Here is a 12,179-nt window from a genome sequence, read left to right as displayed (position 1 = left end):
GTAGGGCCGGGCGACATTTGCTAGCTTCATGGCAGTGAAATTAGCAGGTGATATTTAAGGCAACTTCACTTATAATCGCCCGGCCCACGTTACAGCTGTCGATAAGACAGCAACACTTTAAGCTTTACTTGTATTCGAAGGGGTACAGGTAGGCCATCGTTTGTTGTTTGTGGGAGAGCCCCCATAAGCAATTGGGTCTGTAACAGGTAATTGGGTTTAACTTAATGAAAACTTTCGTTGCCAAGCCAGAAACCGTAAAACGTGACTGGTACATTGTGGACGCAGAAGGTAAAACTCTGGGTCGTATCGCCACCGAGATCGCTGCTCGTCTGCGCGGTAAGCACAAAGCGGAATACACTCCGCACGTTGACACCGGTGATTACATCATCGTTGTAAACGCCGAGAAGGTACACGTAACCGGTAAGAAATTTACCGACAAAATGTACCATGCTCACTCCGGTTTCCCGGGTGGTATCAAGTCCATCAGCTTCGACAAGCTGATTCAGCGTAAGCCGGAAATGGTAATCGAAGCTGCCGTCAAGGGCATGCTGCCGAAGGGCCCGCTGGGTCGTGCCATGTTCCGTAAGCTGAAAGTTTACGCAGGCGCAGAGCACGCTCATGCTGCTCAGCAACCTCAAGTACTGGATATCTAACGGGAACTGGCAACATGGCAGAAAATCAATACTACGGTACCGGCCGTCGCAAAAGCTCCACTGCTCGCGTCTTCATCAAAGCGGGTAGCGGTAAAATCGTAATCAACCAGCGCTCCCTGGAGCAATACTTCGGTCGTCCGACTGCCCGCATGGTAGTTCGTCAGCCGCTGGAACTGGTTGAGATGACCGAGAAACTGGATCTGTACATCACCGTTAACGGTGGTGGCATCTCCGGTCAAGCTGGTGCGATCCGCCACGGTATCACTCGTGCTCTGATGCAGTACGACGAGACCCTGCGTTCCGAACTGCGTAAAGCAGGCTTTGTTACTCGCGATGCCCGTAAGGTTGAGCGTAAGAAAGTCGGTCTGCACAAAGCGCGTAAGCGTCCGCAGTACTCCAAGCGTTAATTCGCTTTTGGTACGCACTCTCACGAGTGTCAAAAAGCCTGGCAATCGCCAGGCTTTTTTTATTGGTAATATTCCGCACGTTATTGCTAACCATGCGTCACAAAAGACAAAAAAATGTGTATTTATTGTTTTTACCCATCGACTCTCTTTCTTGTCAAATTGTTATCTTTTCTTTAAAATTTCCCATGGTCTTTCTGTGTCAATTGCCACTCCGCTTCCGCCGCAGTTGTCATGGGGAAGGCGAAAGGGAAACGGGACACTAATAAGAATGAGCGGAGTCCACATGGGAGAGTTTTTGGATGAGCAATGTGCCAGTTGATACCGGCCGCCGCAGATTTCTTACCTGGTCAACGGTTGCCGTTGGCGGTGTAGGAGCTGCTTTTACCGCAGTGCCGTTTATAAAATCATGGAATCCGAGTGCCAAAGCCAAAGCGGCGGGGGCCCCGGTTGAAGTCGATATCAGCAAGTTGGAACCGGGCCAGCTCATCCGTGTGGAGTGGCGTGGCAAGCCGGTCTGGGTCGTTAAGCGTACCAAGCAGACGCTGGACGCCCTGGCGGCCCATGACGACAAGCTGCGTGACCCCGCCTCCGATGAACCACAGCAGCCGGATTACGCCCACAACGGCTATCGATCCATCAAACCCGAGATCTTCGTCGCGGTCGGCATTTGCACCCACCTCGGCTGCTCTCCTTCTTACCTGCCGGACAGCTTCGGTGAACAGGTTCAGGGGGTGACTTCCGGCTTCTTCTGCCCCTGTCATGGTTCCAAGTTTGACATGGCCGGCCGGGTATTCCAAGGCGTTCCCGCGCCATTGAATCTGGTTATTCCGCCATATCAATTCCTCAGCGATACCACCATTCTGGTGGGTGCTGATGGCAAGGAGGCCTGATCATGTTGACCAAACTCATGGGCTGGATCGACGATCGTTTCCCGCTCACCGCCATGTACAACGATCACATGGCCAAGTATCCCGCGCCCAAGAACCTGAATTTCTGGTACTTCTTCGGCTCGCTGGCCATGCTGGTGCTGGTCAACCAGATCATCACCGGTATCTGGCTGACCATGAACTACAATCCTTCCGCCGAAGGCGCCTTCGCCTCGGTGGAGTACATCATGCGGGATGTGGACTACGGCTGGTTGTTGCGTTACATGCACTCCACCGGTGCCTCCGCCTTCTTCGTGGTGGTCTATCTGCACATGTTCCGCGGCATGATCTACGGCTCTTACCAGAAGCCGCGCGAGCTGCTGTGGATCTTCGGCATGTTGATCTTCCTGGTGCTGATGGCGGAAGCCTTCATGGGCTACCTGCTGCCCTGGGGACAGATGTCGTTCTGGGGGGCCCAGGTCATCATCTCGCTGTTTGGCGCCATCCCGGTCATCGGTGACGATCTGACCCTGTGGATCCGGGGGGACTACGTCATCTCGGGTGCCACCCTGAACCGCTTCTTCGCACTGCATGTCATCGCCCTGCCGCTGGTGCTGGTGATGCTGGTGGCCATGCACATCCTGGCGCTGCACGAAGTGGGTTCCAACAACCCGGATGGCATCGACATCAAGAAGCACAAGGATGAGAAGGGCTGGCCGCTGGACGCGGTTGCGTTCCACCCGTACTTCACCGTCAAGGACATGATCGGGGTAGCGGGCTTCCTGTTCCTGTTCTGCGCCATCATCTTCTTCAAGCCGGACATGTGGGGCTACTTCCTCGAGAAGCCGAACTTCGAGGTGGCAAACGGTCTGAAGACGCCGGAGCACATTGCGCCCGTCTGGTACTTCACTCCCTTCTACGCCATCTTGCGGGCGGTGCCGGACAAGCTGCTGGGGGTCATCATGATGGGCCTCTCCATCGTCGTGTTGTTCCTGCTGCCCTGGCTGGATCGCTGCAAGGTGCGCTCGGTGCGCTATCGCAGCACCCTGCACAAGTTGAACATCGCCCAGTTCGTGGTCTGCTTCGTCATTCTGGGGGTCTTGGGGGTGCTGCCGTCGACGCCGACCCTGACGCTGGTCGCGCAGATCTGCTCGCTGGGGTATTTCGGATTCTTCGTCCTGTTGTTCTTCTACAGCAAGAATGAGAGCACCAAGCCGCTGCCGGAGAGGGTGACATTCAAATGAAAAGAATAATTTTCGCGGTACTTGCCCTGTTGCCGAGTCTGGCACTGGCGGCCGGCAGTGGTTTCCCGCTCGACAAGGCCGATTACGACCTGGGTGACAAGGCGTCCTTGCAACGGGGGGCCGCCACCTTCATGAACTACTGCGCCGGTTGCCACTCGACCCAGTATCAGCGTTACAACCGGGTGGCTGCCGATATCGGCATTCCGGAAGATCTGATGCGGGAGAACCTCATCTTCACCGGGGCCAAGATTGGCGATCTGATGAAGAGTGCCATGTCCGAGAAGGATGCGGCGCGCTGGTTCGGGGCACCACCGCCGGATCTGACCCTGGTTGCCAGGGTGCGCGGTGCGGACTGGATCTACACCTATCTGCGCTCCTTCTACGTGGATGAAACCCGTCCATTCGGGGTGAACAATGCGGTCTTCCCGTCCGTGGGTATGCCCCATGTGCTGGAACCGCTGCAAGGCACGCCCAGGGCCGAATTCGGTACCCACGAGGTGGACGGGCAGCCGGTTCAGCAAGTCGTCAGCATCAAATCTGACGGCAACGGTGAAATGAATAACGAAGAATATGATCAGACGGTACTGGATCTGGTAAACTTCTTGGTCTACTCGGCTGAGCCGGTACAGCAGGAGCGCGAACGCATGGGTTTCTGGGTACTCGGTTTCATCGCTATCTTCTTCATCTTCACTGTGCTGTTGAAGAAGGAATTCTGGCGCGACGTTCACTAAGCGACCAGATCAGGGTAATATGACGCACGGCAATGGAGATAAAACACCTTCATTGCCGTTTCTGCTTTTTAATGACGGGAGGGTTCAATGGCTGTAGCTGCCAATAAGCGTTCGGTAATGACGCTGTTTTCCGGTGCCAACGATATGTTCAGCCATCAGGTGCGCATTGTCCTGGCGGAGAAGGGGGTGAGCGTGGATATCTGCCAGGTTGACCCAAGCAACCTGCCGGACGAGCTGGCCGAGCTGAACCCGTACAACAGTGTGCCGACCCTGGTGGATCGCGAACTGGCGTTGTACACCTCGCGCATCATCATGGAGTATCTGGACGAGCGCTTCCCGCACCCGCCGCTGATGCCGGTCTACCCGGTGGCGCGTGGTAACAGCCGCCTGATGATGCACCGCATCGAACTGGACTGGTACTCCCTGGCCGACAAGATCATGGCGGGTACCGATGCCGACGCCGCGCGTGCCGAGCTGCGGGACAACCTGCTGGCCATCGCCCCCATCTTCGGTGAGATGCCCTATTTCATGAGCGAAGAGTTCGGTCTGGTCGATTGCTACATGGCTCCGCTTTTGTGGCGTCTGCCGAGCCTGGGCATCGACTTCACCGGTCGTGGTGCCAAAGAGCTGAAGGCCTACATGGTTCGCCTGTTCGAACGTGAATCTTTCCAGGCCTCCCTGACCGAGGCCGAGCGCGAGATCCGTGCCAGCATATGAGTACGGAACCTACCATGACTCCCAGTCGCCCGTACCTGCTACGGGCGTTCTTCGACTGGCTGCTGGATAACGATCTGACCCCCCATCTGGTGGTCAATGCCAATATTCCCCATGTGATGGTGCCGATGCAGTTCGTTCAGGATGGTCAAATCGTCCTGAACATAGCGCCACGGGCCGTGGGTCAGTTCCACATGGATAATGATGCCGTCAGCTTCAGCGCCCGCTTCGGCGGCGTGTCGCAGCAGGTCTACATCCCCATGGCGGCGATCCTGGCCATCCATGCCCGGGAGAACGGCGTGGGGACCTTGTTCCCGCCGGAGCCGGGTTATGATCTCTGGCTGGAACAGGCCGAAGCGCCGGCAGAACCGGAGCCGGAACCGCCGCGTCCCAGTGGTCGCCCGACCCTCAAGGTCATCAAATGAAAAAACGCAGCCAGTTGGCTGCGTTTTTTTATGGCTGTTTGCCGGGAGATCAGTTCTGGGCAAATTCGAAGGCCTTGATCACCTGCTTCACACCGCTGACGTGGCGGGCGATCTCCACCGCCTGATCTCCTTCCTGACGGGTCACCAGACCGATGAGGAAGACCTCGCTATTCTCGGTTACCACCTTGACCTTGGTGCTGTCAAAGCCCTTGGTGCCCAGCATGTCGGCTCTGACCTTGGAGGTGATCCAGGTATCGTTGCTGCGCACCCCTATGCTCACCGGCTTGCCGAGGCGCAGCTCGTTGTAGACGTGGCGAACCCCTTCGATTCGACCCACTATCTTGCCCGCTTCCTGCTTGTAGGCGTCGGAAGGGGTCTGGCCGACCAACAGTACGCGGCCATTGTTGCTGTAGACGCTGATCTTGCTGGCTGCGCTCAGTTGCTTGTTGTCCGCCAGCAGATTGGCCGCTTTCAGTTCTATGGTCTGATCGTCCCACTGAGCGCCCAGGGTACGGCGATCGCCGGACGCCTTGGTGGCCCCGGCAGCGCCTCCCACCACGACGGCGGCGCAGCCTTGCAGCAGCAGGGAGGTAGTCAGCAGGCCAAGCACCAATATCTTCTTGTTCATCGTTTCAATCCTCCTGTTGCGGGAAAAGCGTCTGGTCGATGAGATCACAGAGACAGTGCAGGGTCAACAGGTTCACCTCCAGAATGCGGGGGCGGCGGGCTGAGGGCACCCGGATTTCCACGTCGTTGGGACCGAGCAGGCCGGCGATCTCGCCGCCGTCACCACCACCGAGCACTATGATGGTCATGTCGCGGGAGAGAGCGGCTTCTGCCGCCTTGATCAGGTTGCGGCTGTTTCCCGTGGTCGTGATGACCACCAGGATATCTCCCGGCTGACCCAGGGCCCGGATCTGCTTGGAGTAAACCTCTTCGAAGCCGTGATCGGTGGCGATGGCGCTGATGGTCGCCATGTCCGGGGTCAGGGCCATGCCGGGCAGGGAGGGGCGCTCGGTCTCGTAGCAGTTGACCAGCTCGGAGATAAACAGCTGGGCCAGGGCGGCGGAAGGACCATTGCCGCATGCCATCACCTTGTGGCCATTGAGCAGACAGATGGTCAGCATCTGGGCTGCGGTATGGATAGCCTCCGGCAGCGCCTCGGCAGCGGCTATCTTGGTCTGGATGCTCTCGGTGTAATTCTCTTTGATGGGATCAGTCATGGGGTCCTCTTAAAATGCGTTCCGGATCCAGTGTGGCTGGTCGCCTTCGAACGCGATCACATCGAATCGGCAGGCCTGGCTGGCCTCGTTGATGGCATGTTGCTTGAAATAGTGGCGTGCGGCCAGCACGATCTTGTGCTGTTTGCGCCGGGTGACCGAGCTGGCGGCACCGCCATGGCTGGCGCTCTCACGGTACCTGACCTCGACAAACACCAGGGTGTCCCCCTGGTGCATGATGAGATCGATCTCGCCACCCCGACAGCGATAGTTGCGGGTCACGGGTTGCAGACCCTGGGCCTGCAACCAGCGCTCCGCTAGGTGCTCAAAGTGCTGACCCTTGCTCGTCGGTGACGGGAACAGGTTCTGCCACTGCCGGTTCATGCGTGCCAGTAGACCCTTCATGGGAGCTTTCCTCTATCTGGGGCACGGCGCTGTCGCTCACCAGCTTGCCATTCTGATAGATGGCCCAGTCCAGCATGCGCACCACGTTGCCTTGAGGATCCACGCTCAGTTGACCACTCATGCCCGGCTGCTGCATGGCGTTGACCTTGCGCATCTGTGGCAGGTTGCCTGCCAGGCTGACCGCATCGTAACCGAGGGCAAACAGGCGCAGCAGGTCGCCCTGGGTTTGTGGCCAGAGCACGGCGATCTGCTCGCGTTGTGGTTCATAACCACCCAGCAGCAGCGGCATGTCGGAGATGTGCATGCCGTTGAGCTCGGAGGCGACCTCGGTGGCGCCACTGTCATAACCGCGGGCGCTGCTGTAGATGGGCAGGCTGCCCATGGGGTCGACCGAGATGTCCACGTAGGGTTTGATCATCCGGGTTTCCAGGCTGTTGGCCACCACGTATACGGCATCGATGCTGCGCGGCGCGGCATCGGACAGCTGGACGATTTCCCCGGCACGGGCGGTAGAACGGCCGCTCAGGGCGTTCTTGACCATGCCTTGCACCTCGTTGCGCGCCCCGAAGGTGGCGACCACGGGTTTCTCCTGGCTCAGACCGGCCCAGGACTGTTCGAACGCCTTGATGCTGCTGTAACCGATACGGCCCTGGGCCGCAATCAGCAGGGGCTTGCGGTAACCCTGCGCATAGAGGTACTGGGCGGCCTGACCCGCATCGGCGGCGGCGGAGAGGGAGAAGTAGTAGGTGTTGTCATTGACGATGGGCTTGTCCAGCTCGTTCAGCGCCAACACGGGCACGGTCGGGTTGGCCTTGAGCAGCTCCTCGACCCTGTCCTTGAGCAGGGGACCGATGATCATGTTCGCCCCTTCCTGGACCGCCTGCTGGTAGAGAGCCCCCATCGCCTTGCCCTGGGTGTCGTAGAAGTTCAGGGTGAACTGACCCTGATTCTCCTTGTAAGACATCAGCATGCCGTTGCGAATGGCGGCGCCCTGGGCTTCCAGATTGCCGGACAGCGGCAGGAAGACGGCGACCTGCTGCAGCGAGCCGACATTGGTGGTGGCGAGATCGCCGAGGCCGGCGGGCATGTCGCTCTGGGCCGGATGGTTCGGGAAGCTCTGCTTCCAGCCCGCCAGCTGGCGGGAGAGCTGGCCGGGCTGAGCACCAAACTCGTTGACCAGCGCCGCCAGTCGCAGCCAGCCGGTGGTCACGTCAGGGGCTGGCGCCTCTTCCAGCGCCTGCAGGGTGGAGGGGGTCATGCTCTTGAGCAGGGACCAGATCTGCTGGTGATTGGTCGCCAGCTCATTCTTGGCGAGATAGGGCTCCAGCAGGATCAGTGACTTGGCGGCACCAAACTTGTTGTTGATGTCGAGCTGCAGCACCACCCGCTGGCGATACCAGTCCTTCTGGGTGTCGGCATCCAGCGCCACCTCGGGCTTGCCTTCCAGCAGGATCAGCGCCTGGTTGGCGTTGCCCTGGGCCAGCAGCAGGTGAGCCTGCAGCAGTTGCAGCTGGGCCTTCTGCTCATCGCTCTGGGCCTGCTTTTGCAGTTGCTGGTAGAGCGCCGAGGCGGGCTTGGCCTGGCCGAGGGCCAGATAGCTGCGCGCCGCCATCACCTGCCAGGTGAAGGCTTCGGCCGGCTTGGCAGGATCCACCTGCTCCAGATACCACTGGGCATTCTTGGTCAGATCCGAGAAGGCCGACGGCATGCCGGGCTGGCCGGTGGATGAATTGGGCTCCGACGCACAGGCGGCGAGCAAGAGCGCCGCGAGTAGGATGCCGAAGAGTCGTGATACACTTAGCTGCTTTGTAACCCGGTTCAAGTTCATTCCCCGACCAGTGTTGAAGTTCTCCATAGTGTAAACGGGCCAATATGGCGACACAATTGTCGGGACGCTCGGAGATCCCATGAGTGACATCCCAACCCTGTATATAGTCCCCACCCCGATCGGCAATCTGGCGGATATCACCCAGCGTGCATTGGACATTCTACGCAGTGTCGATCTGGTGGCAGCCGAGGATACCCGTCACACCGGCATCCTGCTCAACCACTACCAGATCTCGGTGTCGACCTTCGCCCTGCATGATCACAACGAGCAGCAAAAAGCCGATGTGCTCATCGCTCGCATCAAGGAGGGCAAGAGCGTGGCCCTGGTCTCCGATGCCGGCACCCCGCTCATCAGCGACCCTGGTTATCACTTGGTCACCCGCTGTCGCGAGGCCGGGGTCAAGGTGGTGCCGCTGCCGGGCCCCTGCGCCGCCATTACGGCCCTCTCTGCCGCCGGTCTGCCCACCGACCGCTTCGCCTTCGAGGGATTCCTGCCGGCCAAGGCCAAGGGGCGGGACGACAGACTGCAGGCCGTCATCGAAGACACCCGCTCTCTGGTGTTCTACGAATCCCCGCGCCGGGTGCAGGAGACGGTGGAGGCCATTGCCCGCATCCTGGGAGAGCGTCAGGTGGTGGTGTGCCGCGAACTGACCAAGACCTTCGAGTCCATCCATGGCCTGCCAGCCTCCGAGATGCTGGTGTGGCTCGGCGAGGACGATAACCGCTGCCGCGGCGAGATCGTGCTGGTCGTGGCCGGTGCCAGCAAGGTGGATGAGGAGCTGCCTGCGGAGGCGATCCGTACCCTGGGACTGCTGGTGGCGGAACTGCCGCTGAAAAAAGCGGCCGCGCTCACCGCCGAGATCCACGGCGTAAAGAAGAACGCGCTCTATAAATACGGTCTGGAGCACCACTAGGTAGCGCGAGCCACTGAGATTTCAATATTCATGGTATGAAACTCCGTCAATTCCTCGCTTGATAGGCGGAATCGCTGCCTTTGACGGCTTTCCAACCCCGCCTCGCGGTGGAAAGCGCAATTGCGGGTTTACCCGGGACGCGGGACAAGGCTATAATCCGCGCCCGGAGTTGGCTGGGCAATCGCTGCTTCGTCGTTGTGTCCCTCGGGACAGACGGGCGGAGGGGAGGAAAGTCCGGGCTTCATAGGGCAGGGTGCCAGGTAACGCCTGGGGGGCGTGAGCCTACGACCAGTGCAACAGAGAGCAAACCGCCGATGGCCCGCAAGGGATCAGGTAAGGGTGAAAGGGTGCGGTAAGAGCGCACCGCGCGACTGGCAACAGTTCGTGGCACGGTAAACTCCACCCGAAGCAAGACCAAATAGGCCCCTATTGGCGCGGCCCGCGTTGGGGGCGGGTAGGTTGCTTGAGCCAGCGAGCGATTGCTGGCCTAGAGGAATGATTGCTACCGGGGAAACCCGGAACAGAACCCGGCTTACAGGCCGACTCCGACCTATTTCTGGTAAGCAATTACCTTAAAATCCCGGTCCCTAACAGGGCCGGGATTTTTATTTTCGGGCTGCCGGATGGCGCATGGCGCCTTTTGGGGTTTTGTAATAAAGTTCTCGCCCGTTTCGGTCGCTCTGTGTCGGCTGGACTCTTCATATCGATCACGCGGCTGGCCTGATGAGTGTCTCTATGGCAGTAGGGCGAGATGAAAATGGCTAAGGTGGATTTGTAATGTCATCAAGCGGCGTAATGCTCACACCTTCTCGGCTGCTGTCTGCCGAGCGGGGCAGGGCCCTTCCCCATTATGATCTGCTGGGCGTCGAGCGAGCCAATCTGGCGCGCCTCAAGCAGCTCAATTCCCAACTGGGTTCCTTCTCGCTGCAAGCATCGGGCTGTATGGCTCAGCTGTTCAATGCGGCGGATTGTGAGCTGAACTATCAGGATTTCTCTTCTGCTTCGCCTCAGGATCTCGACGATCGTCTGCTCTGGGTTGAGGCCCGTACCCCGCTCGATGCGCAGCGTGTCGCCTATTTCTCTATCTCATCTTCAGTGATTTATCGCCTAGCCGTGCTGTTTTTTGGTGGCTCCTTGCAGCACAAGGGTGCCGAGGCAGCACATGGCAAGGGGCTGACCGATACCGAGCAGCGTTTGCTGCTGCGGCTGTGCCAGTACCAGATCGATATCTGGTCTGCCAGCCTGGGCCAGGGGGATCTTGCCTGGCAGTTGAACCTGGTCACCCGGGAGGCGGTGTCTGCGCCTCGGCTCTGGGTGGCGGATGCCTGCATGGTCGCGGGTGGCAGCACCCACGAGTGGCAATTCTGGCTTCTGCCCCCCGAGGAGGCGATCGGTATTACCTCAGGTCACCACGTGCAGGCGGAACAACTGGAGCTGGCGCTGATGCAGGTGCCGGTACAGTTGCGTGTGGTCATGGGAAAGATGTCCATGACGCTGGCGGATCTGGAATGCCTCAAGGTGGGGGATGTGCTCTCGCTGGACTTACCCGAGGTCGTGCCGGCATTGATCGGTAACCGCCCCTGTTTCAATGGCCGCATTGCCGAACATAAAGGCAGCCTGGTGTATCAGGTTGCAACCGTGGTAGAGGAATAATCGAATCATGAACGAACACAATCTGAATGACCCGCTGGATCTGGATGGCCTGGATCAACTGTTTGGGGACGATATCAGCATGCCGAGCGCGGCCGATTACATGGCGCCGACCAGCAGCACCAAGCAGCGTGATCTCTCCTTCTTTCACCAGATCCCGGTCAAGGTGACCCTGGAAGTGGCCAGCACCGAAGTCGCGCTGGGTGAGTTGATGCGGGTGGAGGAAGGGGCCGTCATCGAACTGGACAAGCTGGCGGGCGAGCCGCTGGATGTGCGGGTCAACGGACGTCTGCTGGCCCGCGGTGAAGTGGTGGTCGTCAATGGCAAATATGGCTTGCGTCTGGTCGATGTGGTCGATACCAACCTGCTGGGTGGCATGAGCGACTGATGCGCTGCCTGCTGGTTGCCCTGCTGCTGTTCTCGTTGCCCAGTTGGGGTGCGGACATGACGCTGTTCTCCGTGTCGCCAGGCGCGGCCGGGGGCGAGGATTACAGCATCAAGCTGCAGATCCTGTTCTTCATGACCCTGCTGGGTTTGCTGCCGACCTTGCTGCTGATGATGACCAGTTTCACCCGGATCATCATAGTGCTGGCCATCTTGCGCCAGGCCATGGGATTGCAGCAGAGCCCGCCAAACCGGGTGCTGATTGGCATCAGCCTGCTGCTGACCCTGGCCATCATGCGCCCGGTCTGGACCGAGATGTACCAGCATGCCTTCGTGCCCTATGACCAGAACGAGATCACCCTGACGGAGGGGCTGGCCCGCGCCGAGAAACCCCTGCGCCAATTTATGCTGGCTCAGACCAGGGAACCGGATCTGGAGCAGATGCTGCGGATCTCGGGGGAGTCCACCACCCTCGCCAAGAGTGAGGTGCCTTTCGGGGTGCTGCTGCCCGCCTTCGTGCTGAGCGAGCTGAATACCGCCTTCCAGATAGGTTTCATGCTGTTCATCCCCTTTCTGGTGATCGATCTGGTGGTAGCCAGCGTGCTGATGGCGATGGGGATGATGATGTTGTCGCCGCTCATTATCTCGCTGCCCTTCAAGTTGATGGTGTTCGTGCTGGTGGACGGTTGGTCCATGACGGTCGGTACGCTGGCCGCCAGTTTCGGCGGCGGAGGCTGAT

General features: G+C 59.3%; 15 protein-coding genes and 1 other RNA gene. 12 read left to right on the top strand and 4 right to left on the bottom strand.

All coding sequences use genetic code 11. The features are described from left to right. The first annotated feature begins 224 nt into the window (after positions 1-224). The 7 genes from rplM to ACW5W7_RS12520 all read left to right on the top strand — a co-directional run bounded on the left by rplM (position 225) and on the right by ACW5W7_RS12520 (position 5,040). Positions 225-653 (top strand): 50S ribosomal protein L13, encoded by a 429-nt coding sequence (rplM, locus tag ACW5W7_RS12550; protein ID WP_005336289.1) that lies wholly within the window; start codon positions 225-227, stop codon positions 651-653. A gap of 14 nt (positions 654-667) precedes the next feature. Then, a complete protein-coding gene (gene rpsI / locus ACW5W7_RS12545) occupies positions 668-1,060 on the top strand; it encodes a 30S ribosomal protein S9 (protein ID WP_005336286.1) in 393 nt (130 codons plus the stop codon). A gap of 299 nt (positions 1,061-1,359) precedes the next feature. Next, on the top strand, positions 1,360-1,950 hold the full coding sequence (petA, locus tag ACW5W7_RS12540) for a ubiquinol-cytochrome c reductase iron-sulfur subunit (protein ID WP_349920789.1): 591 nt from the start codon (positions 1,360-1,362) through the stop codon (positions 1,948-1,950). Positions 1,951-1,952: 2 nt separating this feature from the next. Continuing rightward, positions 1,953-3,170: a cytochrome b gene (locus ACW5W7_RS12535; protein WP_456501928.1), complete on the top strand. Its 1,218-nt coding sequence runs from the start codon at positions 1,953-1,955 to the stop codon at positions 3,168-3,170. Beyond that, complete coding sequence (locus tag ACW5W7_RS12530; protein ID WP_349920791.1) at positions 3,167-3,901, top strand: cytochrome c1; 735 nt, start codon at positions 3,167-3,169, stop codon at positions 3,899-3,901. Before ACW5W7_RS12535 ends, ACW5W7_RS12530 begins: the two co-directional genes overlap by 4 nt. 87 nt (positions 3,902-3,988) lie before the next feature. Beyond that, positions 3,989-4,618, top strand: a complete 630-nt coding sequence (sspA, locus tag ACW5W7_RS12525) for a stringent starvation protein SspA (protein ID WP_349920792.1) — start codon at positions 3,989-3,991, stop codon at positions 4,616-4,618. Then, a complete protein-coding gene (locus tag ACW5W7_RS12520; RefSeq protein ID WP_349920793.1) occupies positions 4,615-5,040 on the top strand; it encodes a ClpXP protease specificity-enhancing factor in 426 nt (141 codons plus the stop codon). The genes sspA and ACW5W7_RS12520 overlap by 4 nt, the downstream gene beginning before the upstream one ends. A 49-nt stretch (positions 5,041-5,089) precedes the next feature. Here the strand turns inward: ACW5W7_RS12520 and dolP are convergent, their stop codons facing one another. From dolP to ACW5W7_RS12500, 4 genes are read right to left on the bottom strand one after another with little or no spacing between them, the layout of a single operon-like run. Beyond that, positions 5,090-5,668, bottom strand: a complete 579-nt coding sequence (gene dolP / locus ACW5W7_RS12515; RefSeq protein ID WP_456501927.1) for a division/outer membrane stress-associated lipid-binding lipoprotein — start codon at positions 5,666-5,668, stop codon at positions 5,090-5,092. A gap of 4 nt (positions 5,669-5,672) precedes the next feature. Next, positions 5,673-6,263: a D-sedoheptulose-7-phosphate isomerase gene (locus ACW5W7_RS12510; protein ID WP_349920795.1), complete on the bottom strand. Its 591-nt coding sequence runs from the start codon at positions 6,261-6,263 to the stop codon at positions 5,673-5,675. Positions 6,264-6,272: 9 nt separating this feature from the next. Next, positions 6,273-6,665 carry a YraN family protein gene (locus ACW5W7_RS12505; RefSeq protein ID WP_456501926.1) on the bottom strand — a complete coding sequence of 131 codons (393 nt, stop codon included), beginning with the start codon at positions 6,663-6,665 and terminating at the stop codon, positions 6,273-6,275. Next, positions 6,586-8,493: a penicillin-binding protein activator gene (locus ACW5W7_RS12500; protein WP_456501925.1), complete on the bottom strand. Its 1,908-nt coding sequence runs from the start codon at positions 8,491-8,493 to the stop codon at positions 6,586-6,588. The genes ACW5W7_RS12505 and ACW5W7_RS12500 overlap by 80 nt, the downstream gene beginning before the upstream one ends. A gap of 79 nt (positions 8,494-8,572) precedes the next feature. On the opposite strand from ACW5W7_RS12500, the gene rsmI reads away from it, so the two are divergent. From rsmI to fliP, 5 genes are all read left to right on the top strand, one after another. Then, the gene (rsmI, locus tag ACW5W7_RS12495) at positions 8,573-9,406 is read left to right on the top strand and encodes a 16S rRNA (cytidine(1402)-2'-O)-methyltransferase (RefSeq protein ID WP_456501924.1); all 834 of its coding nucleotides are present in this window, start codon (positions 8,573-8,575) and stop codon (positions 9,404-9,406) included. Positions 9,407-9,571: 165 nt separating this feature from the next. Further along, an RNA gene (gene rnpB, locus ACW5W7_RS12490) (RNase P RNA component class A) lies at positions 9,572-9,957 on the top strand. 244 nt (positions 9,958-10,201) lie between these two features. Beyond that, positions 10,202-11,059: a lateral flagellar motor switch protein LfiM gene (lfiM, locus tag ACW5W7_RS12485; protein WP_456501923.1), complete on the top strand. Its 858-nt coding sequence runs from the start codon at positions 10,202-10,204 to the stop codon at positions 11,057-11,059. Positions 11,060-11,066: 7 nt separating this feature from the next. Further along, a complete protein-coding gene (gene lfiN, locus ACW5W7_RS12480) occupies positions 11,067-11,444 on the top strand; it encodes a lateral flagellar motor switch protein LfiN (RefSeq protein WP_456501922.1) in 378 nt (125 codons plus the stop codon). Then, entirely contained in the window at positions 11,444-12,178 is a 735-nt protein-coding gene (fliP, locus tag ACW5W7_RS12475; RefSeq protein WP_456501921.1) for a flagellar type III secretion system pore protein FliP, read from the top strand. The genes lfiN and fliP overlap by 1 nt, the downstream gene beginning before the upstream one ends. Position 12,179: the final 1 nt, after the last annotated feature.

Source organism: Aeromonas intestinalis, from assembly GCF_054052485.1.
This window is presented reverse-complemented; position numbering and strand designations above follow the sequence as displayed.